The 24,459-nt window shown below is 73.5% G+C and carries 17 protein-coding genes; 11 read left to right on the top strand and 6 right to left on the bottom strand.

Annotation, left to right across the window (positions count from 1 at the left end; translation table 11 throughout):
* Nucleotides 1-66 precede the first annotated feature (66 nt).
* Nucleotides 67-1,119, top strand: coding sequence for an FtsX-like permease family protein (locus tag BKA00_RS31580; RefSeq protein WP_185031264.1), 1,053 nt, complete (start codon nt 67-69; stop codon nt 1,117-1,119).
* Nucleotides 1,116-1,811, top strand: coding sequence for an ABC transporter ATP-binding protein (locus BKA00_RS31585; protein WP_185031266.1), 696 nt, complete (start codon nt 1,116-1,118; stop codon nt 1,809-1,811). The genes BKA00_RS31580 and BKA00_RS31585 overlap by 4 nt, the downstream gene beginning before the upstream one ends.
* Here the strand turns inward: BKA00_RS31585 and BKA00_RS31590 are convergent.
* The gene (locus tag BKA00_RS31590; RefSeq protein ID WP_185031268.1) at nt 1,799-3,214 is read right to left on the bottom strand and encodes a dihydrolipoyl dehydrogenase family protein; all 1,416 of its coding nucleotides are present in this window, start codon (nt 3,212-3,214) and stop codon (nt 1,799-1,801) included. The two genes, BKA00_RS31585 and BKA00_RS31590, sit on opposite strands and share 13 nt — an antisense overlap.
* 174 nt (nt 3,215-3,388) lie before the next feature.
* On the opposite strand from BKA00_RS31590, the gene BKA00_RS31595 reads away from it, so the two are divergent.
* Both BKA00_RS31595 and BKA00_RS31600 read left to right on the top strand, forming a co-directional pair.
* Entirely contained in the window at nt 3,389-4,309 is a 921-nt protein-coding gene (locus BKA00_RS31595) for a cation diffusion facilitator family transporter (protein ID WP_185031270.1), read from the top strand.
* 5 nt (nt 4,310-4,314) lie between these two features.
* Nucleotides 4,315-4,677 (top strand): BlaI/MecI/CopY family transcriptional regulator, encoded by a 363-nt coding sequence (locus tag BKA00_RS31600; RefSeq protein ID WP_185031272.1) that lies wholly within the window; start codon nt 4,315-4,317, stop codon nt 4,675-4,677.
* 38 nt (nt 4,678-4,715) lie between these two features.
* Here BKA00_RS31600 and BKA00_RS31605 read toward each other — a convergent pair whose 3' ends face one another.
* The 4 genes from BKA00_RS31605 to BKA00_RS31620 all read right to left on the bottom strand — a co-directional run bounded on the left by BKA00_RS31605 (nt 4,716) and on the right by BKA00_RS31620 (nt 8,867).
* Nucleotides 4,716-4,898, bottom strand: a complete 183-nt coding sequence (locus tag BKA00_RS31605) for a hypothetical protein (protein ID WP_230299055.1) — start codon at nt 4,896-4,898, stop codon at nt 4,716-4,718.
* 42 nt (nt 4,899-4,940) lie between these two features.
* Nucleotides 4,941-5,888, bottom strand: coding sequence for a LysR family transcriptional regulator (locus BKA00_RS31610; RefSeq protein WP_185031274.1), 948 nt, complete (start codon nt 5,886-5,888; stop codon nt 4,941-4,943).
* Between the two features lie 88 nt (nt 5,889-5,976).
* Complete coding sequence (locus tag BKA00_RS31615; RefSeq protein ID WP_185031275.1) at nt 5,977-6,462, bottom strand: hypothetical protein; 486 nt, start codon at nt 6,460-6,462, stop codon at nt 5,977-5,979.
* Nucleotides 6,459-8,867: a molybdopterin oxidoreductase family protein gene (locus BKA00_RS31620; RefSeq protein ID WP_185031277.1), complete on the bottom strand. Its 2,409-nt coding sequence runs from the start codon at nt 8,865-8,867 to the stop codon at nt 6,459-6,461. Before BKA00_RS31620 ends, BKA00_RS31615 begins: the two co-directional genes overlap by 4 nt.
* Nucleotides 8,868-9,076: 209 nt before the next feature.
* Between BKA00_RS31620 and BKA00_RS31625 the strand changes: the two genes are divergently transcribed.
* The 7 genes from BKA00_RS31625 to BKA00_RS31655 all read left to right on the top strand — a co-directional run bounded on the left by BKA00_RS31625 (nt 9,077) and on the right by BKA00_RS31655 (nt 21,442).
* Complete coding sequence (locus BKA00_RS31625; RefSeq protein WP_185031279.1) at nt 9,077-9,754, top strand: vWA domain-containing protein; 678 nt, start codon at nt 9,077-9,079, stop codon at nt 9,752-9,754.
* A 22-nt stretch (nt 9,755-9,776) separates the two neighbouring features.
* On the top strand, nt 9,777-11,126 hold the full coding sequence (locus tag BKA00_RS31630; protein WP_185031280.1) for a protein kinase domain-containing protein: 1,350 nt from the start codon (nt 9,777-9,779) through the stop codon (nt 11,124-11,126).
* Nucleotides 11,123-14,596, top strand: a complete 3,474-nt coding sequence (locus BKA00_RS31635) for a DEAD/DEAH box helicase (protein WP_185031282.1) — start codon at nt 11,123-11,125, stop codon at nt 14,594-14,596. The genes BKA00_RS31630 and BKA00_RS31635 overlap by 4 nt, the downstream gene beginning before the upstream one ends.
* A gap of 97 nt (nt 14,597-14,693) precedes the next feature.
* Nucleotides 14,694-16,130 (top strand): hypothetical protein, encoded by a 1,437-nt coding sequence (locus tag BKA00_RS31640; protein ID WP_185031284.1) that lies wholly within the window; start codon nt 14,694-14,696, stop codon nt 16,128-16,130.
* A gap of 42 nt (nt 16,131-16,172) precedes the next feature.
* The gene (locus tag BKA00_RS31645) at nt 16,173-18,485 is read left to right on the top strand and encodes an AAA family ATPase (protein ID WP_185031286.1); all 2,313 of its coding nucleotides are present in this window, start codon (nt 16,173-16,175) and stop codon (nt 18,483-18,485) included.
* Between the two features lies 1 nt (nt 18,486).
* Nucleotides 18,487-20,628, top strand: coding sequence for a hypothetical protein (locus BKA00_RS31650; RefSeq protein WP_185031288.1), 2,142 nt, complete (start codon nt 18,487-18,489; stop codon nt 20,626-20,628).
* A 223-nt stretch (nt 20,629-20,851) separates the two neighbouring features.
* Complete coding sequence (locus BKA00_RS31655) at nt 20,852-21,442, top strand: TetR/AcrR family transcriptional regulator (RefSeq protein ID WP_185031290.1); 591 nt, start codon at nt 20,852-20,854, stop codon at nt 21,440-21,442.
* 6 nt (nt 21,443-21,448) lie between these two features.
* On the opposite strand, the gene BKA00_RS31660 is transcribed toward BKA00_RS31655, so the two are convergent.
* Nucleotides 21,449-24,349 (bottom strand): hypothetical protein, encoded by a 2,901-nt coding sequence (locus tag BKA00_RS31660; protein WP_185031291.1) that lies wholly within the window; start codon nt 24,347-24,349, stop codon nt 21,449-21,451.
* Between the last annotated feature and the right edge of the window lie 110 nt (nt 24,350-24,459).

Consider the following 24,459-nt stretch of genomic DNA (forward strand, 5'->3'; position numbering starts at 1 on the left):
GGGACGGGCCCGCGGCGCAGGCTGGGAACGTCGATTCCGGTTGATGAGTGGAACGGGGGCCCACCGGTGTTCGTGGCGCTGCGAGACCTGCGGTTCGCCAAGGGGCGGTTCGCGCTCATGGGGACGGTCGTGCTGCTCATAACGCTGCTGGTGACCATGCTCTCCGGGCTGACGGCCGGCCTGGCGCGCGACAGCGCCTCGGCCGTCGAGGACCTTCCCGCCGACCACGTCGTGTTCGCCGGAGAGGCGTCCTTCGCGGGGAGCCGGATCGACGAGGCGACGTCGCGGGCCTGGCAGCACGTCGCGGGAGTGAGGGCCGAGCCGCTCGGCATCTCGATGAGCCGGATGTCCTTCGGCCCGTCCGGGGCACGCGGAGCACCGGCCGCGCTCTTCGGCGTCGCTCCGGGAGACCGGGCGCGCCCGCCCGCGCGCGGCCGGATCGTGCTGTCGGCGGAACTGGCCGAGAGCACCGGACTGGCGGCCGGCGACAGGGTCGACGTCCTCGGCCACCGGTTCACCGTGGCCGGTGCGGGCGGCGCGTCGTCCTACAGCCACACGCCGGTCGCCTGGATCGGGATCGAGGACTGGCGCGCCCTCGAACCGTCCGGCGGCCCCGCCGCGACCGTCCTGCTGCTGCGCGAGACCGGGCGTCCCGACCTGGGCGCGGCCGACCGGCGGCTCGGCACCACCACCCTTGCCCGGGGGGACGCCAAGTCCGCGATCCCGTCCTTCTCCTCCGAGAACGGGTCGCTGCAACTCATGCGGGGGTTCCTGTTCGCGATCTCGGCCCTGGTCATCGGCGCGTTCTTCACGGTCTGGACGATCCAGCGCCGCGGTGACGTGGCCGTGCTGAAGGCGCTCGGCGCGAGCACCGGCTACCTGCTGCGCGACGCGCTCGCCCAGGCCGTGCTGGTCCTGCTGGCCGGGGCCGGGCTCGGCGGCGCCGCCGGCGGGCTGGCGGGGCTCGCGATCGGGGACCGGGTCCCGTTCGTCGTCTCGGCCGCCACCACCGCGCTGCCCGTCGCGGTGATGATCGTGCTCGGGGCGGCCGGCGCCGCGCTCGCCATCCGCAAGATCACCTCTGTCGACCCGCTGACCGCGCTGGGAGCCGCACGATGAGCCTGGCCCTCACCGACGTCGTCCTGACCTATCCCGACGGGGACCGCACCCTGACCGCGCTCGACCGGGTGAACCTGGCGGTCGGGCCCGGCGAGTTCGCCGCGGTCGCCGGCCCCTCCGGATCCGGGAAGTCGAGCCTGCTGGCCGTCGCCGCCACGCTCGTCACGCCCGGCTCCGGGACGGTGTCGGTGGCGGGCCGGGACACCGCCGGGCTGCGTCCCGCCGAACGGACCCGGCTGCGCCGCGACCACATCGGCATCGTCTTCCAGCAGCCCAACCTGCCGGCCTCGCTGACGGCCCTCGACCAGCTGACGGTGATGGCGCACATGGCCGGCCGGTCGCCGCGGCGCGCCGCCGGCCGGGCCCGCGCACTGCTGGCCGCCGTCGACCTCGCGGGCCTGGAGCACAAGCGGCCGCACCAGATGTCGGGCGGCGAGCGCCAGCGCGTGAACATCGCCCGCGCCCTGATGAACGGCCCGGAGGTGCTGCTCGTGGACGAGCCCACCAGCGCCCTGGACCATGTCCGCGGCGAGCAGGTCGTCACGCTGCTCGACCGCCTCACCCGCGACCGGGGCCTGGCCACGGTCATGGTCACCCACGACCTGGCGAGGCTCGCCGCCGCCGACCGCGTCTACTCCATGACCGACGGCCGCCTCTCCGAGGGCGCCCCCGCCGGCGGTCAGCCTCGGTAGGTCTCCAGGAGGCGGAGCCAGACCTCGCTGACGGTCGGGTAGGACGGGACGGCGTGCCAGAGGCGGGAGAGGGGGACCTCGGCGGTGACCGCGACGGTGGCGGAGTGGAGCAGCTCGGCCACGCCCGCCCCGACGAAGGTGACGCCGAGGAGCGTCTCGCGGTCCAGGTCGACCACCGCGCGGGCGCGGCCCTGGTAGCCGTCGGCGTACAGCGAGGCCCCGGAGACGTTTCCGAGCTCGTAGTCGACCGCCCGCACCCGGCGCCCCTCCCGGGTCGCCTCCTCCAGGGTGGGGCCGACGGCCGCGACCTCGGGGTCGGTGAAGACGACCTGCGGGACCGCCCGCTCGTCGGCGGTGGCGACGCTGCGTCCCCAGGCCGCGGTGTCGAGGGGGCGCCCGGCGGCGCGGTCGGCGATCACCGTGCCGAAGATCCGGCCCTGGTACTTGCCCTGGTGGGTCAGCAGCGCGCGGCCGTTGACGTCCCCGGCCGCGTACAGCCACTCGCCGGGCACGCCGACCGCCAGGCCCGTGGAGTCGACCTGGATCGGCCGGCCCGGGGCCAGCCCCACCGTGTCCAGCCCGAGGTCGCCGGTGGCGGGGGTGCGGCCGGTGGCGAACAGGACCTCGTCGGCCGTGACGGTGCCGCCGCCGTCCAGGGTGAGCGTCACCGGTCCGTCCCGGCGGACACCGGTGACCGACGTTCCGAAGCGCAGGTCGACGCCGGCCGCGCGCAGGCCCTCGGCCACGAACTCGCCGGCGAACGGCTCCACGCGCGGCAGCAGGCGCGACCCGCGCACCAGCTGCACCACCTCGCTGCCGAGAGCCCGCCAGGCGGTGGCCATCTCGCAGGCCACCACGCCGCCGCCGACGACCGCCAGCCGCGGCGGCACCCGCTCGGAGGAGGTCGCCTCGCGGCTCGTCCACGGGCGCACCTCGTCCAGGCCCGGCAGGCCGGGCAGGGCGGCGCGGGTACCGGTGCACACCGCGACGGCGTGGCGGGCGGTCAGGACCCGCCGCCCGCCGTCGGGGGTCTGCACCGCGACGCGCTTCGGCCCGTCCAGCCGCCCGTGGCCGCGGACCAGGACGAGTCCGGACCCGTTCAGCCACTCGACCTGGCCGTCGTCCTTCCAGTGCGAGGTGAACTCGTCCCGTCGCCTGAGGACCGCCTCGGCGTCCAGCGGCCCGGTCACCGCCTCGCGGGCGCCGGCCAGCCGCCCCGCCTCCGCCAGTGCGGCGGCCGGGCGCAGCAGCGCCTTGCTGGGCATGCAGGCCCAGTACGAGCACTCCCCGCCGACCAGTTCGCTCTCCACCACCGCCACGCTGAGCCCGCCGGCGTGCGCCCGTTCGGCCAGGTTCTCGCCCGTCGGCCCGGCCCCCACCACCACGACATCGAACTCGTCCATGCCCCCAGCCCTTCCGGTCGGCCGCGGTCCCGTCGACTCGGATCCTCCCGGACACCGCGGCGTTCGGCGGGCTCCCCCGCCGCCGTCAATGATCGCAAACCGGGGAGGACCGGTTCTCCCGAGGCCCCGCCGTTCTGCTACAAGTGTGGTTGCCGCCGCACGACAGGGGAGCCCGTGAGCGCCGAAGGCAGTACCAAGGCCGTCATCACCGCGCTGGCCGCGAACCTGGGGATCGCGGTCACCAAGTTCGTGGCGTTCGCGCTGACGGGTTCGTCGTCGATGCTGGCGGAGGCGATCCACTCGGTGGCCGACTCCAGCAACCAGGCGCTGCTGCTGATCGGCGGGAGGCGCGCGCAGCGGGACGCGACCGAGGAGCACCCGTTCGGATACGGGCGGGAGCGCTACATCTACGCCTTCCTGGTGGCGATCGTCCTGTTCAGCCTGGGCGGGCTGTTCGCGCTGTACGAGGCCTGGCACAAGATCAGCGATCCGCATCCGATCGAGGAGTGGCAGTGGGTGCCCATCGCCGTCCTGCTGGTGGCGATCGCGCTGGAGGGGGCGGCGCTGCGCACCGCGGTCCGGGAGTCGAACCGCAGCCGCGGACGGGCGAGCTGGGTGCAGTTCGTCCGCCGGTCCAAGTCGCCGGAGCTGCCGGTGATCCTGCTGGAGGACACCGGGGCCCTCGCCGGGCTGGTGTTCGCGCTCGCGGGCGTCGGCCTGACCCTGATCACCGGCGACGGCGTCTGGGACGGGATCGGCACCGCCGCGATCGGCGTGCTGCTGGCGGCCATCGCGATCGTGCTGGCCATGGAGGTCAAGAGCCTGCTCGTCGGGGAGTCCGCGACCCCCGAGCACCTGCGGCTGATCAGGAAGGCGATCGTGGAGGGCCGCGACGTCCCCGCGGTGATCCACATGCGCACGATGCACCTCGGGCCGGACGAGCTGCTCGTGGCCGCGAAGATCGCTGTGGACCTCCAGGACGACGCGCGGGAGGTCGCCGACGCGATCAACGACGCCGAGGCCCGCATCCGCGCGGCGGTCCCGATCGCCCGGCTCGTCTATCTCGAACCGGACGTGCTGCGGAAGGAGGGCTGAGGGCCGTGTCGCGCAGGCCCCTCGGGCAGCTGGAGGCGGAGGTGCTCGCCGCGCTGGCCGGGCTCGGCGGGGCGGCCGGCACCGCCGAGCTGGTGGAGCGGCTGGACGGTGACCCCGCCTACACGACGGTGAACACCATCCTGCACCGGCTGCACGACAAGAAGCTTGTCACCCGCGACCGGGCGGGCCGGCACTACCGGTACCGGCTCGCCGTCGACGAGTCCGAGCTGGTGGCGGGGCGCATGCGCGACCATCTGCGGCACGCCAGCGACCCGGGGAACGTGCTGAACCGGTTCGCGCGGTCGCTCAGCGCCGAGGAGGCGCGCAAGCTGCGCGAGTTCCTCGACCCGCCGGAGGCCGGCGGGTGAACTGGTTCACCTTCCTGCCCCTCGCCATCATGCTGACGCTAGATCGTGACCCCCGGCGGCAGCGGCCTGCCGAGGATCCGCTCGAACAGGCCGGCCTTGCCCGCCTCGTCCTCGAAGGGCAGGACGTTCAGGCGGGAGGTGAGCTCGGTGGCCCGCAGGACCCTCTCGGCCATGGCCTGGAACTCGGCGCTGCGGATGCGCATGAGGTGGTCGCCGGGCATGCCGCGATCCTTTCTGGTGGGACGGTGTACTGGTGGAGCCGGTCAGTCGGCCTTCGTCAGGCGCGTCCCCGCCCACGACGGGAGCCAGACCGTGCCAGGAAGCCTCGGCAGGCCCGCGAGGTAGGCGGTGATCCCGCGGAGTTCCGGATGCGGACCGCTTCTCGGCAGCATGAGCGAGAGCGGGTACGCGATGGTCGGATCCACGATGGGGATGCGGCGCAGATCGTGGCTCGTGGGCCAGAGGTACCGGTCGCGCGCTCCGACGAGGGTCGCCACGTCCGCGGAGTCCGCGAGGGTGTCGAGGAGCACCTGGTCTCCGAAGTGCGGGCCCGCCGCGTCGATGCGCAGGTCGAACCCGGTGGCGAGCTGGTCGTAGAACTCTCCCCATTCGCTCCGCGGCGCGATGCCCGGCACCCAGATCCGGTGCCCGCGAAGCCGCGGCGGCGTCAGTTTCCGCGCGGAGGCGAGCGGATGCCTCGGGCCGACGAGGAGCTCCAGCGGGGAGTCGAACGCGCGGACCATCCGCACGCCCGGAGGCAGGGCGGCCGGGTCGGTGACGGTACGGAACGAGGCGTCGACATCGCCCGCCTCGACGGCGGCGACCGCCGCGCGCGGGTCGTCGACCCTGAGGGTCACGAGGTCGAGGTCGGTCCCGGGACGCGACCGCCAGTACTCGTGCAGGACGACGGCCTGGGCGCTCCGGAAGCCGAGGACGTCGATCCGCGGCGCCCGGGAGCCCGGCCTGACGGCGGCGACGGCGCGGTCGACGCCCGCGACGGCGCTGCGCGCGTGGGGGAGGAACGCCTGGCCGTCGAGCGTCAGCTCCACCCCGCGGGCGGTCCGCGTGAACAGCCGGACCTCCAGCTCGCGCTCCAGGGCGGCGATCCGCTTGGAGACCGCCTGCTGCGTCACGCCGAGTTCGTCGGCCGCGTACCGCAACTGCCCGAGCTCGGCCGCCCGGACGAACGATCGCAGTGCCTCGGTGTCCACCGCTTCACCCTAGGCGCGCACAACCGACCGTTGTGTCGCCCCGTCGACCGGTTGTCCGACCGCTCTCCAGCGAGCCGGCGGCCGGAGTTCAGCTGTTCAGGACCTGGGGGCTGAGCTGCTTGAGGTGGGCGTTGGCCCAGCGCATCTGCCGGAGGGTGTCGGGATGGCAGCGCTCGGTCAGACTCAGCAGCTCGGTGTCGCGGCGGGCCTGGGCCGCCTGGGCGATCATCTCCCAGTCGAGGGAGACGCCGGCGGCCTGGACGTGGATGTGCCGCAGGTCGTGCAGGAGCAGCATGCCGGGCGTGCTGCGGTGCTTGACCAGCTCACTCCTCTTCTCCCGGAGTCTCGCGCCCAGCCCGGTCTCCAGGGCGTGCCCGGTGCCGAGCCGGGCACCGTACCGGCCGCCGATCTCGGCGAGTTCGCGCAGATGCCGCTGGGACCAGGCGGACAGGTCCCGGGCCACGTGGTGGATCTCGTGTTCGCTGACGTGGCGTTCGGAGACGCGCAGCAGATCCTGGGCGAGACCGCGTTCGCCGTGGTGCAGCGCCCGCAGGGCGAGACCGATCCTGTTCATCGCGGTTCCTCGTCGGCCAGTGCCGTCCGGCTCCGCGCCGGTTCGGCCTCGGAGTCCCGATCGGCGGGGGCGTCCCCGCCGCCGCGCTCCAGCAGCCGGATCGTGGCCGCGCCGGTCTTGAACAGCGGCTGCTTGGAGGCGGGGTCCCAGTCGGTGACCGTCAGTTCGTTGGCCGCGCGCGTCCTGCCGGCGTCGTCCGGGAGGTCCCAGTAGCCGTAGTGGAAGGGCAGGAACAGGACCCCGGGGCGTATGCCGGTGACGCGCAGCCTGGCATGCACGACGCCGCGCGGGCTGGAGATCTCCGCGAGGTCGCCCTCCCGCATGTCGTGGGCCGCGGCGTCGGCGGCGCTCATCTCCACCCACACGTCCGGGGCGGCGTCCCGCAGCTGCGGCGCGCGGGCGGTCTTGGTCCGGGTGTGGAAGTGGTGGACGGTGCGGCCGTTGATCAGGTGGAACGGGCGGAGCTCGTCCGGCATCTCGTGCGGCGGAAGGTAGCCGGCCGACTTGATGACGGCCTTGCCGGACGGGTTGAGGAACCGGTACTCCACCTCCTCGACGGGGGTACCGGTGACCAGGTCGCGGCCGAAGCTCTCGCAGTACTCGGGTGCGGCCCAGAACCGGCCGTCGGAGTAAAGGCGTTCGGTGCCGTCGGGATGGTCCTGGTCGCAGGGCCATTGGACGCCGCCCGCGGCGCGCAGCCTCTCGTAGCTGAGGCCGGTGTAGTCGCAGGGGCGCCCGCGGCTGCACTCCTGCCAGGCGCGGAACGCCGACTCGGGGCCGGTCCATGTGATGAGGGGAGTGCCGTCCTTGCCGGTGAAACCCATCCGCCCGGCGTAGTCCAGGAAGATCTCCAGGTCCGGGCGGGCCTCGCCGGGCGGCTCGACGGCCTTCTCCGAGAGGTGGACGGTCCGGTCGGCGTTGGTGAAGGCGCCGGTCTTCTCGCCCCACGTCGCCGCCGGGAGGACCACGTCGGCCAGCTCGGTGGTCTCGGTCGGGAAGATGTCCTGCACCACCAGGAACAGCCGCTCCTGCGCCAGGATCTTCCGGATCCTCGACAGTTCCGGCAGTGAGACGGCGGGGTTCGTCCCGCTGACCCACAGGAAGCGGATCGACCCCTGCTCGGCGTACCGGAAGATCTGCATGGCGTGGGTCGGGGGCGCGTAGTGCGGGATGCGCTCGGGCTCGACGTTCCAGATCCGGGCCAGGTCGGCGACGTGGTCGTCGTTGGCCCAGTTCCGGAAGCCCGGCAGGTCTCCGTCGGCGCCGCACTCCCGGGTGTTCTGGGCGGTCGGCTGCCCGTTCATCTGCAGGACCCCGCAACCGGGCCGGCCGAGCATCCCCCGGATCAGGTGCAGGTTGTTGACCTGCACGGCGGCGGCGGTGGCCTGATGCGACTGGTAGAACCCCTGCAAGACGGTCGACACGAGCCGTTCGGCGTCGCCCAGCAGCCCCGCGGCCCGGCGGATCAGCTCCTCGGGCACGTCGCAGAGCTCCGCGACGCGGGCGGGCGGATACTCCTCGACGCGCCGCTCCAGCTCCTCGTAGCCGACCGTGTGGGCGTCGACGTAGCCGCGGTCGATCCTCCCCGCCGAGATGATCTCGTGCAGCAGGCCGTTCATCAGCGCCACGTTGGTGCCCGGACGCGGCGCCAGGTGCACGGCCGCCATGCGCGCCACCGGCGTCGGCCGGGGATCCACGCAGATCACCTGCGGCGGGTTCGGACCGGCCAGCCGGTCGAGCATCCGCATCCACAGCACGGTCTGCGTCTCGGCCGCGTTGTGCCCGAACAACGCGATGACGTCGGCGTGGTCGATGTCGGCGTACGTCCCGGGCTGCCCGTCGCACCCGAACGACTCCTTCAGCGCCGCCGCCGCCGTCGCGGTGCACAGGCGGGTGTTGCCGTCCAGGTGGTGGGTGCCGATCCCGCCGCGCGCGATGGCCGCCAGCGTGTAGTACTCCTCAAGGAAGAGCTGCCCGGTGGTGTAGAAGCCGAACGCGCCGGGGCCCTGCTCGTCCAGCAGTTCACGGCTCCGGCGGACGACCGCGTCCATCGCGGTGTCCCAGTCGGTCTCCACGAGCGCGCCGTCGCGGCTGATCAGCGGACGGGTCAACCGGTCCGGTGACGCGCCCGCCTGCCAGGCGTACAGGTCCTTGGGGTCGAGGCGTCCCCGGTTGATCCTGTCTCCGGCCGCCCCGCGGACCCCGACCATCCGGCCGTCCTTGACCGCGATGTCCATCCCGTCCCCATTGGAGTGCAGGATCGACGCGGTCGGCACCCACCGGTCCACGTCCTGGGGCGAGACCCCCTCCTTCAGGAAGGTGTCGACCCGGACGGGCCAGTCCTCACCCGGACCGTAGGGCGTCCTCGTCCCCCAGGGGTCGGCGATCCGATCGATCCGCGCCATCCAAGCCTCCGCAACCTCTGGAGAAGGACTCATCCCACTGCTCGCTACCGCGAAACATCGGCCGTCTCTCCGGGCCGTCCGGCTCGGGGGCGAATTTTGGTCAGACCGTTTATGAGCCGCACTTATTCGGCTTTCGGAAATGCCTTGACGGAAGGTGTAGTGCCTCCCATTCTGGAATGTTTCGTTCCGGAAACCAGAAGGGAACCGCCATGCCCGACCCCCTCCCGGCACGGCCGTCCGCACCCCCGCCCCGGCCCCTGCCCGTGCTCGTCCTCGCCGATGTCAGCGGGAGCATGGCGGAGGCGGGAAAGATCGAGGTGCTCAACCGCAGCGTCGCCACGATGATCAGGTCGTTCGCCGACGAGGACACCGTCCGCGGTGAGATCACGGTCGGGGTGGTGACCTTCGGGGGCGGGGGCGCGGCGCTGCACCAGGCGCCGGCCCCGGCCGCCGAGGTCGTCTGGGAGGACATGCGGCCCCGCGGGCGCACGCCGCTGGGCGAGGCCCTCGACCTGGTGAACGACCTCCTGGCGGACGAGGACGTCATCTCCCGGCGGGCCTTCACGCCGACCCTGGTCCTGGTCTCCGACGGGCTGCCGAACGACGACTGGCGGGGCGCGCTGGAGCGGCTGCTGGCGTCGCCGCGCGGAGGAAAGGCCGTGCGGCTGGCGGTCGGAGTCGGCCAGGACATGGACGAGGAGGCCTTCGACGTCCTGCGGGCCTTCATCGACGATCCCGTGATCCAGCCGGTCCGCGCCGACGAGGCCCACCTGCTGTCCCGGTACTTCTCCTGGGTCACCATGAGCGTCACCGCGAGAGCGCGCAGCACCCGTCCGAACGACACATCACATATGTCCTTCGACGAGCTCGAGGACCTGCTGGGCTGAGACGGACGGAGACGTCGGCGAAATGCGCGTGGTGAAGGACGAGCACGGGCGGCCGCTCCAGCTGACCCGCCTGCTGGGAACCGGCGGGCAGGGCGAGGTCTGGGCGGCCGGCGACCGTGTCGCCGTCAAGGTACTCCGAGCCCGGACACGGCGGGCCTCCGAGCGGCTGCGGCAGCGGCTCCGGACCGTGAGACGGCTCGACCTCGACGGGCTCGCCATATCCCGTCCGCTGGCCATGCTCGCGGAGCCGGACGCGGGCTACACGATGGAGCTGCTCGGCGACATGACCGCTCTGCGCGTCCTCGCCAACCCGCCCCCGCGCGGGGACCTCGTGGACTGGTACGGGGAGACGGGCGGCCTGCGGCGCCGGCTCCGGCTACTGGCGAGGGCCGCGGACGTCCTGGCGGCGCTGCACGCCCGGGGCATCGTCTACGGCGACCCCTCGCCCGGGAACATGATGGCCTCGGCGTCCGCCGAGCACTCCCAGGTCTGGCTGGTCGACGCCGACAACCTGGAGGTCGAGTCGGTCGTCCCCGACGAGTCGTTCACGACACCCGGATACGGCGCGCCCGAGGTGGTCGCGGGCCGCATGGGCATCTCCAGCCTCAGCGACGCCCACGCGTTCGCGGTCGTCGCCTTCGAGCTGCTCGCGCTCGTGCACCCCTTCCTCGGCGACGACGTCCAGGACGGCGCACCGGAGGACGAGGAGCGGGCGTTCGCGGGCGAGCTGCCCTGGATCGACGATCCCGACGACGACCGCAACCGGTCGAGCTACGGGCTGCCCAGGCGGTCCGTCCTCACCCCCGGCCTCAGGACGCTGGCCGAGCGGACCTTCGGTGCCGGGCGGTCGGATCCGGTCGAGCGGGCGACGGTCGCCGAATGGCGCACCAAGCTCCAGGCCGCCGCGGACCTCACGCTCACGTGCGCGGGGTGCCGGCAGACGTTCATCGTCGGAGTCGCCGCCTGCCCGTGGTGCGGAGCCGGAACGCCCCGGCAGCTGATGGGCTTGATGCACCTCGCCGTTCCCGGGGAGGACACCTACGCCGGGCCCCGCGACGGCCTCGCGATTCCGCCGCGCGAATGGCTGTGCGTCACGGCGCGCACCGCGCAGCTGGCGCCCGACACCGACCAGGATCGTCCCGTCGCCTGGCTGTGGTGGGAGCCGGGCAGCAGGCTGGCCGTGCGGAACCGGGGCCGTGAACCGCTGTGGCTCAGCCGGCGCACCGGAGGATCGCCGCGCGTCGTGGAGCCGGACGGCGAGCTGACGGTTCCGGTGTACGAGGACGTCCCGGAGTGGAACGTGCACTTCGGGCACCGGTCGCAGCTCCACCGGGTGCTGCGGTTCCGTCTGCTCGGAACGGGCCGGGCATGAGCGCGCCGGCCCGGAGCGGACGCGCTCCCGCGTCCCGGGGGGCTTCCGCCCCCGTCAGCGAACCCCTGCCCGGACGTTCGGACTTCGTCTGGCTGCTCTGGAACGGCGCCCCCGACGCTCTCCGGAACATCGGCGAGGGCTGGCACGAGGTGAACCTGGCCAGGCTGCCGAACGGCCAGGTGGTCGCCGGCGTCGACGGGACCGTCCGGGGCGGGGTCAGGCCCGACGGTGAGCAGGACCGCGAACGCCTGGGGCGCGCCATCTCGAACCGCGCCCGGATCGCCGTCCTGTCGACGCACAAGGTGGAGAACGAGGGGCAGCGGCGCCGCCTCCGGATCGGTGTGGACCTCTACACCTACGAACAGGCGGATCCGTTGGAACCGCAGTCCGTCGGGGTGGGCGACCGCGTCATGGACACGGTCGGCAAGTGGGACAGGAAGCTCAGGGACAGGCCGGAGGAGATCCTCCGGTGGCTCACCGAGCGCCTGCTGATCCCCCCGAGGGCGGGCGCGGGGCCGGAGGCGCCCCACCGTCTGGTCGTGTCCATCGGCCTGAGCGACCCGAGCGCGCCGGCCGGCTACCGGATCCACGGGCGGGGCGTGACCGGGGACGTCCGGACGGAGGGCGGCCGGCTGGTGCTGCACCGCCTCCGGCGCACCGGCGGCGAGGACGGGCAGGGGCCGTTGCGGCTGACCGAGTGCCGCCTGGAGTTCACCGACGTCTCGCAGGCCGGGGAGTTGCGCGCCGAGATGAAGCACCAGCTCAACCGGCTGGCCACCGGTCAGGGCTTCCTCGCCATGTGGCACGAGTACAACCGGCTCGAATCCCGGTTCGTCCGCCGGCAGGTGCGCGACGTCGGATTCGGGCGCTACACCGAGCGCGAATCGCTCGGCGACGGCGTCTATCGGTTCCGGCTCGACCGGTCGTCCCACGTCGACGACCAGGAGCTGACGCTGACGGAACGGGCCCGGCGCAACCTCGACGCACGGGAGAGCCTGGAACTGGAGGCCGCGCGGACCCTTCCCGGCGCCCTGGCGGCGGCGGACGGGGAGGAGGACGCCTCGGCGTGGGCGCTGATCGGCGACCGGCTCGGCCGGGACGTGGTCAGCGGCACCGTCGTCGCGGCCGACGTCGCGGCGGGGACGATCGACATGAGGCTCGTCGACCTCGGGCGGCGGCGGGTCTCCGGAGTGGGGCGGGACCAGACGGACGCCCCTCCGCCCCAGGGCTTCCTCTACCGCTCGTTCCGCGGCGACCGGCGCCAGATGCAGAGGCGCAAGGACGCCTTCGACCGGATCCTCGCGGACGGGACCAGGATCCCGAACCTGCTGGCGCTGTTCGAGGGCAAGACGGTCAGCGCGGATCCTCCCGGGAGAAGGACCAAGCCGCTCTCCGCGGCGGTCCGCGAGTGCTTCCGGGGCGGCGAGCCCACCCCGATGCAGGAGCGGGCGCTGGAGGTGGCGCTGAACACGCCCGACATCGCGGTGATCCAGGGCCCGCCGGGCACGGGCAAGACCCAGGTGATCACCGCCCTGCAGACCCGCCTCGCCGAGGAGGGGCGCGGCTACGCGCGGCTGCGCGGCAGCATCCTGCTCACCAGCTTCCAGCATGCGGCCGTGGACGAGCTGGTGGAGCGTTCGAGGGTGTTCGGCCTCCCCGCCAGCAAGGTGGACCGCGCCGGCCGCGGCACGACCGTCCAGACGGACCGGTGGCTCCAGGAGACGGTCGACTGGCTCACCGAGGAGATCAACGCCGACTCGCTCGGGCAGGCCCTCGGCGTGCTGCGGACGGTGACCGCCAGGGCGGCGGGCTACCTGCTCACACCGACCCCGCCGGAGGAGACCGCGCGCCTGCTCGAAGAGATCGAGGAGCTCGCGGGCGGACTCCTGTCGGCCGGACTCGCCGGCCGGCTGCACCGCGCGCGCCTGCGGTCGCGGAACGCGTCCCGGCCCGGCCCGTTCGACCTCGACGACGACCGCGAGCTGGCGGTCCGGGCGCTGCGCGGCGTGCGGACCCTCGCCGAGTCGTTCGCCGACGACGGGCCCGCGGCGGCGGCGAAGGCGCTGCGGCGGGTCCGCGCGCTGGACGGGCCGGACGCGGACGGCGCGGCCGACCTGGACCTGCTGGCCAGGGCGGCCTCCTGGGACGTCGACGAGCCCGTCCCGTTCCTGGCGGAACTGGCGGCGGCGCGCGACCGGCTGCTGGAGGCGCTGCGGCCGGCGAGCGGGCCCCTGGCCCCCGCCGCCGCGGACCCCGAGGTGGAGGACCTGCTCGCCGAGATCGCCGAAGAGCTCGAAGAGCGGGTGCGCGACTCCGGCGAGAGCGGTCCGCAGCTCGCGATGCTGGACTACCTCGAAGGGCTGCGGGGCGACCCGGCCGCCGTCGAGTGGACCCTGCGGGCCTACACCGCCTCCTACGCGGCCACCTGCCAGCAGGCCGCGTCCCCCACGGTCGCGGGGGCCAAGCAGGAGGCGCGGGTCGAGGACGTCGTCTTCGACACCGTGATCATCGACGAGGCGGCCCGCGCCAACCCGCTCGATCTCATGATCCCGCTGATCCACGCGGGCAGGCGCATCGTCCTGGTCGGCGACCACAACCAGCTGCCGCACATGCTGGAGCCGGAGGTCGAGCGGCAGGTGGAGCAGCTCGACGCGGGCGCGCGGGGACGGCTCCGCGAGAGCCTGTTCCAGCGCCTGTTCGAGAACCTGCGGGCTCCCGGCGCCCCGGTGGACCGGGTCGTCACCCTCAACGCCCAGTTCCGGATGCACCGGACGCTCGGGGCGTTCGTCAGCCGCTGCTTCTACGACGGGATGCTCGAATCGCCCCGTCCGGACGAGGAGTTCGCGCACGCCCTGCCCGGCTACGAGGGCGTGCACGCGGCGTGGATCGACGTCCCGAACGCCCGGGGCGCCGAGTCCGGCAGGCGCAGCAAGCGGCGGCGGGCCGAGGCGCGCGCCATCGCCGACCAGCTGGAGAGGCTCCTGCCCTCGGCGCCGGACCTCACCTTCGGCGTCATCTCCTTCTACTCCGACCAGGTGGACGAGATCTGGCGGGAACTGGTGGCTCGCGAGCTCGCCCGCCGCACGGACCAGGGCTACGAGCTGGTCAAGGGGCTCCAGTACGACGCGGGCGGCCGCCGGCTCGACCGCCTGCATGTCGGAAGCGTGGACGCCTTCCAGGGCAAGGAGTTCGATGTGGTGTTCCTGTCCACGACGAGGTCGGCGCCCCAGGCCGATCCACCGGCCGCGGGCACCGCCGCCCACGACCGCTGGGTCCGGCGCCGCTACGGCCACCTCACCCTGCGCAACCGGCTGTGCGTGGCGATGAGCCGGCAGAAGCGCCTGCTCGTGACCGTGGGCGACTCGGCGATGTTCGAGGGGGCCGCGGTGCCCGCGCAGGTGGAGCCGCTGGCCGAGTTCCTCCGGCTGTGCCGATCGGGAGGTGGGCATGGCGCCGTCCTCTCCTCGTAGCTCCTTTCCCCGTAGCGCGAGGATCGTCCAGCTGTGCCCGGCGCCGTCCCGGCGCGACGAGCGGATCTGCGTGGTCTTCCCGGCGTGGGCGCACCGCGTGACCGCCCCGATCCTGCCTCGCAGGGGGCTCGACCTGTTCGAACGCGTCGTGCTGGGGCTCTGCCACGCCGGCGTCCGCGAGCCGGACCTGATCGCCGCCCGGATCAACCTGCACGTGCGGCTGTGCGCGCACATCATCGACCAGGCCGTCCGCCAGGGGCTGCTCGACCGGCGGGGGGAGCTGACCGAGCAGGGGAGGCGGGCGCTCCGCACGGGCAGCGTCGCCGAGGAGACGTCCTGGTCGGTGCGCTACGTCTTCCAGTCGCCCGAGGCCGGCGGCGACCTGTGGCCCCGCACCGCCGAGCGGCTCGTCGACGCGCACGTCACCTGGCGGGCGCCGGGCAGGGCCGGGCTCCAGCTCGGCACCACGGGCCACCCGGACCACATCGAGGCCGCGATCCTCGACAGGGCCGACGCGGGGCCGGGGGCCGCCGTCCCCGGCCGGCCCGCCCCGGAACAGATCATCGAGGTCGCCCGGCTGGACCGGGACGCGCGGGAGGCCCAGCGGGTGCGCGAGTTCGAACGCGTCCAGGGCCTGGCGCCCGCGGCGCGGCCGGGCGAGACGGCGGGCGCCCGCCCGGGGCCGGACGGCGACCGGCCGCCGGACCTGAGCCGGATCGCCTTCATCGACGCGCCCGAGCCCGTCCTGGTCGTCGGCTTCGCCGTGGTCGGCGGAGGCGGGGAACTGGTCGCGCACGACCCGTTCGGTGTGGGGACCAGCGCCATGTTCGGCGGACTCCTGGAGCGGTGCCTGCATGACGGCGGCGCGCTCGCGGAGCGGATCCGCGGCGTGACCCGGCGCAGGGCCGAGGACGCCGAGCGCACCTATCTCCAGGCGGAGGCGACGGCGCGCGCCCACGTCGAGTCCGTGCTCGTCAGGGAGTTCGGCGCGGACGTCCGCGGCGACGACGACGCCCTGGACCTGATGACCGACGTGGACCTCGCCGTCATGCTGGGCGACCAGCCCCGGGCGCTGGAGCGCGTCGTGCACGCGACGCACCGCCTGTACGAGGAGCTCTTCCGCCGCCTGGCGCGCGCCTATCCCGTGGCGGCCGGGTCCGTCCGGGCCGTCTCGTCGACCCCCGCGCTCAGACGGGCCGCCATCGAGGAGGCCGCACACGGCGTCGGGTTCCAGGCCGTTCCCCAGCTCTTCGTCCAGGACCTCTGCAAGGCGGCCAGGGACGTGAAGGCGGGCAAGGACGTGGCCTTGAAGGAGGCCGGCGCCCTGGCCCTCGTCGCGGCGCACAGGAACGCGGAGCATCCCCTGCATCGGCTGGCGGCGCGGCGCCCCGACCTGCTCAGTGCGCTCGCGTCGCTCGGTGCCATGCGCAACCGCGTCTCGCACGGAGGACGGGATCCCTCCGCCGCGCAGGACGCGAAATGGTGCCGTGAACTGGCAGCCCTCGCCGTCCCAGAGCTCATCTCCCTGCACTGACGAAGCATCCGTTCCACCCCCAGGAAGGACGAGTAGTCCACGATGGCCAAGAAGCGCCCCGCTCAGGCGCGCAGGCAGACGCCCCAGCGCCGGACCAGGCCCTCCGCCGCCAAGCCGGTGAACCAGAAGGCGGCCGAGGAGGAGGTCGAAGCGCGCCGCGCCGAAGCGGTGGCGGCGGCCGGAGGCGAGGAGTCCCTGCCCGCGCCCGCCGAACCTCCGGCCGAGGGGGTGGACGGCAAGGCCGCCGCCGCCAAGTGGCAGGAGGCCGCCGAGGCCGTGGCCCTGTTCACGCGGGCCGCCGAGCGCCTGGACGAGACGCGGCGGGATCTGGATCGCAGAACCGGCGAGGCGGCCGAGCGGCTCGCCGCCGTCGAGGAGGACGCCCGGGACCTGGCGGCGCAGCGCGACCTCGTCCGGAAGAGGAGCGGCGAACTCGACGAGCGGGAGGAGCGGCTGATCGAGGAGGAGCGGCGGCTCGCCGCCGCCCGGGAACGCGCGAAGGAGACCGCGCTCGCCGAAGCGAGAAAGGCGCTGGAGAGCACCCGGCGGGACGTCGAGGCCCGGCAGCGCGAGCTGGCGGAGGAGCACGCCCGGACCAGGGCCGCGCTCGGCGCCGAGCTTGAGGCGCAGCGCCGGGAACTGGCCGAGCGGACGGAGAGGCTCACCGCGGAACGGGCGCGCCTCCGGGAGTTCGAGGTCGGGCTCAACGCCCGTGACGAGGACCTGGCCGATGCGCGTGCGCTGCTGGGAGAACGCGTGGAGCACGCCGTCGCCGCGGCCGTGGAACGGGCCGAGCTGCGTTCCAGGGAACTGGAGCAGCGCTGCGGAGCGCTCCAGGACCACGCCGCCGACATGGAGAAGGAGCGCGACGAGCGGAACCGCGTCGACCGGGCCTTCGGCCACCGGTCGCCCGACGAGGTGCTGAAGGAACTGGAGGAGCTGCGTGCCCAGAACGCCGAGCTCCGCCTCCGGCGCCAGGTGCCCGAGGACGTGACGGAAAGGCTCGCCAGGCTTCAGGAGGCCGAGCGCGGCTGGCGGGAGGAGCGCGCGGTCCTCGTCGCCGACAACGAGCGGTTGCAGCGGCAGCTCACCGGCCACCAGATCACCGCCCTGGAACTCGAACGGCTCAAGGTCACCAAGGAGGCCATGGAGGCCTCGGTCGGCGCCTACCGCGTCCGCGTCCAGGAACTGCACCAGGACATCCAGAGCCTGACGGCACGGAAGGAAGGCGAGTCGCCCTTCCCCGAATGCCACGCGATGGACGCGCGGTACGACGAGAAGCGCGACGACCTCCTGGGCCGCGTCCCGCCGCTGGACGGGTTCGTCTACTGGCTCCGGAACTACGTCGCGCAGCAGTACCGCATGTTCTACTCCGAGGAGGACCTGATCCTTTTCCTGGGCGGGCTGGCCGCGTCGCGGCTTCACCTCCTCCAGGGGATCAGCGGCATCGGCAAGACGCAGCTGCCGATCGTCTTCGCCAGGGCCCTCCAGGCGGAGACCGCGCTCGTCCCGGTGAGCGCGGACTGGCGCACCCCGCAGGATCTCGTCGGGTACTTCAACGCGTTCGAGCGCAGGTTCTACGAGTCGCCCTTCACCCAGGCGCTCTACCAGGCCGGTCGCCCCGCCCACGCCGACCGTCCGTTCTTCGTCGTGCTGGACGAGATGAACCTGTCGCACCCGGAGCAGTACTTCAGCGAGGTCCTGTACCAGATAGGGCAGACGAGGAAGCCGAACGGCGCCCCGCCCAGCCTGGAGCTCATGACGACCGAGGTCCAGCCGGCCCCCCGAGGGCTCGTGGACGGCCGCAAGCTCGTCATCCCGCCGAACGTCTGGTTCATCGGCACGGCCAACCACGACGAGACGACGGTGGCCTTCGCCGACAAGACCTACGACCGCTCGCACGTGCTGGAACTGCCCGCCCGCCCCGAGACGTTCGAGCCCGAGCCGGTCCCGCCACTGGACGCCCCGCTGGCGCTCGGCGCCCTCGAAGCGGCCTTCGGGCGCGCCCGCCGGACGCACGCGGAGGCCGCGCGGAGCGTGTCCGCCTTCCTGGACGGTGAGCTGCGGGACCGCCTCTTCCGCGATTTCCGGCTCTCGTCGGGCTCCCGGACCATGAAGTACCTGGAGTCCTTCGTCCCGGTCGTGTGCGCGGCGGGCGGCGGCGAGGGGCTGGCGGCCGACCACGCCTTCGCGACCCGCGTCCTGCGCAAGCTGCGCGGCCGGTTCGAGATCCCCTTCGACCTGATCCAGGGGCTCCGCGACGATCTGGAGCGGCTCTGGGAGCCGTTCGGGACCGCCCCGGCCCGGTCGCTGGAACGGCTCGACGAGGAGATCCACCTGCGGAGGGGCGTCTGACATGCCGGTGCGGATCTGGGACCGGCTGCTGGGGCGCGAGGTGGAGCGGCCGCCGGGCGGGCCCATGCCCCTCGGCAGGCTGTTCTTCGCGCCCGGCGGCCGGCTCCTGTCCCTGAACGCGGCCGCCGCGCGCCCCGGCCGGTACCTGGCGGCGGACGGGACGTGGACGCTGTGGGACGAGACCCGGCACCACCGCGACGAAGGCGACTTCGGGCACCACGCCATGCCCGACGACATCACGACGTACATCGTCACGGCCGTCGGCAGAAGGCTCCACTCGCTGGTCGCCCAGGGCACCGCCGCGGAGGAGTGGCTGTCGGAGACTCCGCTGATGGGCGGGGCCGACATTGACGAGCGGCTGCGACCCCGCGACATCGACGAGGTGATCGGGCGCTGCCTCCCGCATCTGCGCGCGGCGTGCCACCAGCCCGTGGCCCGGCTGCGGGCCGTGAACCGGCTGGTGCCGGCGTCGCGGGCACGGCGCGTCACTCCCGCCGCCATCACCCGTCTCACCGCTCGCAGCGAGGACTGGGCGGCGCTGCGTCCCAACGGCGTCCGCCCGGCCCGCCTTCTCGACCCCGCCCGCGAGACCGATCTGGATTTCTACGAGAACCGGGTGCTCGCCAGGCTCGTCGACCATCTCTGGGACCACGTGCGGGGACGGCTGGCCGAGGTCGAGCGGATCGAGGCCATGCTCGACGATGTGAGCACCTACGCGGAGGACGCGAGCGGCCGCCCATGGCGGGTGAGCCAGTACATGTTCTTCCTCATAGAAGGGCTCGTCGAGAGCAGCGCACGGCGTACCAGGGCCAAACGACTGCGTGAGGATCTGGAGAGACTGCGCAACGCCCTGGTCGAACTCCGCGGGCCGACGATTCTGCCGGGGGTCCACCGTCACACCGATGTCGGCACCGTTCTGCGCAGTACCAACGTCTTCACGAACGACGACAGGTACAGACGATCCGCGGAACTTTGGCGGGCATGGGTCGCAGCGAAGGGCGGGAAAGGGACGTCCGGTCCGTCGAACGACCGGATCCAGGAGTGGTGCGAATCGTTCACGCTGTACACCGGCCTCCTTCTCACGCATGCGCTGGCGCAATTGGACCTGGTCCCAGAGGGCCCGTTCGAGCCCGGCGGAGAAGCCCGATGCGCTGGTCGGTATTCGGAGGCCGTCAGCCTTCGCTGGGAGCAGACCGGAACATTCGTGCTGAGCCGTGGAGGCGAGCCCGTCCTGCGCGTGGTTCCGGTGCCGCACGCGCTCGTCGCTTCGGAGCAGCCGGGCCGGACGGCCCAGGAGATCGACGCGCTCGCCGCCGCGGCCGCGACCGACCCGCGCACGCTGGTCGTCTACCCCGGGCAGCGCGAGGGGCGCGGGAGGCTTCCGCTCCACGTCCGGCTCAGGGCGTTCCAGAGCTGCGAGGCGCCCGCACCGCCCGGAGGCGGCCGGGCACCGTCGATCCTTCCGGTGTCACCGCTGGAGATCGACAGCGTGACCCGGCTGGCGCGCAGCCTGCGCTGGGCCCTCGCCCAGCACCTGTTCGCGAAGTACCCGGCCCGCATCGACTGCCCCGGCAGCTACGCGAACGCCGTCGCGGACGGGGCGGACTGGATCGCCACGAGCACGAACGGCCTCACCGTCGTGAGACCGCCCGCACCCCGTGAACTCGCCGCGGTGCGGCGCCGGATCGGGACGCTCGGCCATCGCACCGCCCAGTTCATGCAGCGAGGGGGCAACGCCGAGCTCGTCGCCCGGTTGCAGGACGAGATGAAGGCCGCCGCGGAGAGCCTGGCGGAACTCGCCCGATGCCCCCTGTGCCGGAACGCCTCAGGGGACCCCTCCCGCACCTTCCAGGCGCGGGACGGGTCCACGTTCCGCAGCACCTGCGAGGTCTGCGGGGCGAGTTGGGAGTTGAGGCGGTGCGGGTCGTGCGATCGCCGCTATCCAGTCCTCAACGGCAACGGCCGCGACGACGGGACGGCCGTTGAAAGCGACGGCGACGCCATGGACCACAGATTCGGAAGTGAAGCCCTCAGCGCCCAATGCTGGGTCAGAAGCACGGTCGCCTACTGTCCGCACTGCGGTGAATGCGGCGAGGCGAGAACACTGAAGAACCTGCGATGCGGGCGCTGCACCGGCGGGTAGAAAGGCGTCGCATGACGGCGGCGGCCCGCACGCGCACCGCGCGGGCCGCCGTCCGGCCGGGACGGCGATCACCCGGGGCGGGTGCCGCGGCTCGTCAGCCGGGGCGGACGGTGTGGACTTGTCCAAGAATGACCGAAATGCGGGCTCATTCTGTGCCGTCCGCCGGATGCCCCGGACGAGCCGGGGAAGGACCGCTGGAAGACCGCGTGTCCGGGGAGGGACTGTGGCTGCCCAGGAGGACGCAGAGGAGTACGAGCTGGTCGTCGAGGCGGCGGGCAGGCTCTTCGTGCAGCTCGGATACGACGGGACCACGCTGCAGATGATCGGCGAGGTCGCCGGGATGAGCGCGCAGAAGATCAGCCGGCTCGCGGAGGACAAGCAGCACCTCTACCTGGAGGTGATGACGAGGTACGCCGACGCCGAGGGCGCGTACATGAGGAGCGTGATGGCGCGCGTCCCGCCCGACATCACCGGACTGCGGACGCTGGTGGACAGCTACCTGGACTACTCGGTGGCCCATCCGCAGCTGCGGGCCCTTTGGGTGCACCGCTGGCTCCAGGACGCGGCCGACGTGCAGGACGTCGAGGGCCTGTACCGGCCGCTGCTCGCCGCCGTGGTCGAGATGTTCCGAGGCGCGGTCCGCGCCGACTACGACCTCGAACTCGGCCTCTGGAACATCATCTGGATCGTCAACGGGTTCATCCATGTGGGCATCGTCGACGAGGAGGGGAACCGGCGCTTCGCGGACCACCCCCCGACCCTCCGCCGCTTCCGCGCGTACATGCACGACATGCTGGAGCGCAGCGCCCGCTGAGAGCGCTCACGGCTTCGAGGGGCGGGTCTCGCCGTGGGCCCGCCACCATCCGGTCGCCGCCTCCACGGCGAGGCCGCCGGTCCAGAGGGCGGCCGGGTCGTCCGGCAGCAGGCGTTCCCGCACCGCGTCCCGCATGGGGAAGGGGAGCGTGGCGCCGGCCATGGGTATGTCAGCGTCCAGGACCTCCGCGGGGAACTTGCAGACCGCGACGGCGTCCGCCAAGCCGAACCCCGCACGTTCCGCCAGGAGGCGGACGGTGGCGGAGGCGTCGATCGGCGCGGGGCCGCGATCGTCCAGCAGCCGGAGCAGCCGGACGATCCGGTCGGCGCCGCCCCAGCAGGGAGCCGGGGGCCGAGCCGCCCGCCACCCGGGCGGGGTGGTCGGGCCGAACGTTCCGCCGGGCGCGTACTCCACGGCCGTCGCGATCCGGTCGCGCCGCTGGTAGTCCAAGATCAGCAGGGCGCCGTCCGGGGTGCGCCAGAGCTCCCCGGGCGCCTCCTCCTCCAGCCGCCTGTCGACCATCTGGCGTTCGGCGTTGGACTGCTCCTCGCCGCCCGCCGGGGTGAGGCGCAGTTTCCGGCAGGCGCCCGCGCCGTCGCCGATCGGAGCGTTGGCCCAGAGCCGCAGGACGTCGAGGACGCTCTCGCGGTCCGAGTCGGAAGTCCACGGCAGGACGGCCGGGAGCGCGAAGCCCGCCAGGGTGTCGAGGTCGGCGCCCACGGAGGCGCGGGGCGGCAGGGAGACCGTCCGGACGAGGTAGGGCTCGCCGGCCGCCGGTTCCCCGGTCGCCGCCGATTCCAGCGCGCGCGCCAGAAGCCGTTGGCGCACGAGCCACCTCGTCTGCGCCGCGGTGCGCCGGAAGGGCAGGCCGGCGGCCGGTGAGACCAGCGCGGGCAGTGCCGGAGGCTGGAGGCGGCCGGTCCGGTCGCGCGACTCGATGGCCAGGAGCAGGCACTGGGCGGCCGTCCGGGCCGCTTCGAGGACGCCGTCGCGCAGCGCCGGCGCGGTCACCTCGGGCAGCACGGCCTCCAGCGCCTCGGCGGCCGCGCGCGGCCCGGTCAGCGCCGCCTCCAGCAGGCGCGCCGCGCCCCCGCGGTCGAGTCGTCGCAGCGCCGCCGACCCGTCCGGGTCCGCCGGGTCCCGCCGCGGCCACCAGCCGGGCGGCGGCACGAGGCTGCTCTTACTGCTCATGACGGGCGAGAAGAGCAGCCGGGCCGTCCGGGTTCCGTCGGGGGCGGTGACCGTGATCGCACCGCGGCTCAACCGGACCTCGCTCGGCCCGGCGGCGCCCGGGAACGTCACCTCGGCGGTTCCCGGCGCCTCGGGCCGCGCGGTGGCGGTGCCGGGGTCCAGGGTCAGCGCGACGCTCTCGCCCGTCTGCCCCTCGACCCGGAACGTCTGCCAGACGCCGTCCTTGATCCGTGACACGACGCCGGTCTTCCCGTCGTACCAGGGCAGCATCCCGTCGGGCAGCTGGGGGAGCCTCAGCGCCGGGCCGTCCTCGCCGGCGACGGACGCGTGGGCGTGCCAGCCCCGTTCGGCGATGGTGAGGTGGCCGAGGTGCTGGATGATCGTCCTGCCCGCCTTCGGTGACTTCGACGGCGTCGCGTCGCCGGGCACGGCGAACTCGGCGGGAACGCCGCCGCGCAGGGCCGCCAGCAGGGCGTCCACGGGGTCGGCGGGTTCGAGGTCCTCGGCGGCGTCCGGCTCCAGGTCGAGGTAGCCGCCGCGGCCGGTGAGCCGCACCAGGCGGTGCAGGGCGTCGTGCAGGAAGGGGAGGTCCGGGCGGCCCGCGTCGGCCTTCCAGCCGTCGACGGCCTCGCGCAGCACCTCCCGGGTCTCCGGCAGATCCCACAGCTCCCTGACCGTGGCCGGGTAGTCGACGTTGCCGTAGTACCCCAGGTCGCGGACGAACGCGTCCAGCAGGCCGGCGAAACGCTCGCGTCCTTCCGGCCCGGACGCCACGTCCGCGGCGTGCTGCTTCGCGTCGAATCCCGAACCCCACCAGTTGGGCGAGTCGGTGCCCATCCGCCCCCGGGGGATGATGTGCCGGTGGTCGGGGGGCGGGACCGCCGGGTCGGTCTCCTCGCCGTACACCACCTCGGCGTCCGGGAACAGCCGATCCCCCGCCTGGTCGGCGAGCCTCAGCAGGACGGCGGCCGCGCATCCCCGTCCCGCGGTGCCGAACCACTGCGCCGGCAGGTGCGCCCCCGCCCCGCTCTCGGCGAGGGACTCCAGCCACATCTGCCGGATCTCCTCGGCGACCTCCTCGCCGCTCTCCTCCTCGTGCCGGGCGCGGTCGGGTTCGGCGGCGACCAGCAGCTTCATCAGGTCGGCGTCGCGTTCGGCGACCGCGGCGAGCGGCGCGCGGGCGGCCGCCCAGACCTGGTGGGACGCGACGGGCACGAGCCCCGCACGGAGCAGCCGCTCGGCCAGGAACTCCTCCTCGTCCCGCTTCTTGATCTTCGCGCCGCGGGCCAGCATGCGCAGGTCGGGGAAGATCCGGGCATACGGGACGACCCCCGCGTCGAACGCCGCGCAGACCACTTCACGGAAGCGGGCGTGCGCCTCCTCGCCCGGCAGCTCCGCGGCGAGCGTCTTCGCGTAGTCGCGCAGCGCGGCCGGCCCGACACCGCCCGCGGGCACCAGCTCGAGGAAGACCTTCTGGACCCGGTCGAGGTCGAGCAGCGCCGGATGGTCCTTCTCGACCTTGCGCGCCTGTCCGAACGCCCAGAACGCGAGCTCGCTCTCACCCGCCCGCGCCAGCTCCCGGCAGGCCTGCTCGAAGAACGGTGCCAGGTCGGCCGCGGGCAACGGATCCGCGGCCTTGGTCAGCATCCTCTTGGCGCCCCTGGGCCCGGCGGCGGCGAGGTCCGCCGGGGCCGGCGGCTGCGGAAACCGAGTCATCTCGCCCCTTCGTTCCTGATCTCCTGAACGACCACGGAACCTGCGACGAACCACCCGTCTGATCGGTTCCCCGACGCCGGGATCCGGCCGCTCGTCAGGGACGCCGGCGG

The organism is Actinomadura coerulea, from assembly GCF_014208105.1.
GTDB lineage: Bacteria > Actinomycetota > Actinomycetes > Streptosporangiales > Streptosporangiaceae > Spirillospora > Spirillospora coerulea.

Bases quoted from the DNA above. Each gene is read 5' to 3' on its own strand.
- BKA00_RS31630 (WP_185031280.1), top strand. From the start codon at position 9,777: ATGCGCGTGGTGAAGGACGAGCACGGGCGGCCGCTCCAGCTGACCCGC.
- BKA00_RS31650 (WP_185031288.1), top strand. From the start codon at position 18,487: ATGCCGGTGCGGATCTGGGACCGGCTGCTGGGGCGCGAGGTGGAGCGG.
- BKA00_RS31605 (WP_230299055.1), bottom strand. From the start codon at position 4,898: ATGCCCGGCGACCACCTCATGCGCATCCGCAGCGCCGAGTTCCAGGCC.
- BKA00_RS31615 (WP_185031275.1), bottom strand. From the start codon at position 6,462: ATGAACAGGATCGGTCTCGCCCTGCGGGCGCTGCACCACGGCGAACGC.
- BKA00_RS31590 (WP_185031268.1), bottom strand. From the start codon at position 3,214: ATGGACGAGTTCGATGTCGTGGTGGTGGGGGCCGGGCCGACGGGCGAG.
- BKA00_RS31635 (WP_185031282.1), top strand. From the start codon at position 11,123: ATGAGCGCGCCGGCCCGGAGCGGACGCGCTCCCGCGTCCCGGGGGGCT.
- BKA00_RS31585 (WP_185031266.1), top strand. From the start codon at position 1,116: ATGAGCCTGGCCCTCACCGACGTCGTCCTGACCTATCCCGACGGGGAC.
- BKA00_RS31660 (WP_185031291.1), bottom strand. From the start codon at position 24,349: ATGACTCGGTTTCCGCAGCCGCCGGCCCCGGCGGACCTCGCCGCCGCC.
- BKA00_RS31620 (WP_185031277.1), bottom strand. From the start codon at position 8,867: ATGGCGCGGATCGATCGGATCGCCGACCCCTGGGGGACGAGGACGCCC.
- BKA00_RS31625 (WP_185031279.1), top strand. From the start codon at position 9,077: ATGCCCGACCCCCTCCCGGCACGGCCGTCCGCACCCCCGCCCCGGCCC.
- BKA00_RS31645 (WP_185031286.1), top strand. From the start codon at position 16,173: ATGGCCAAGAAGCGCCCCGCTCAGGCGCGCAGGCAGACGCCCCAGCGC.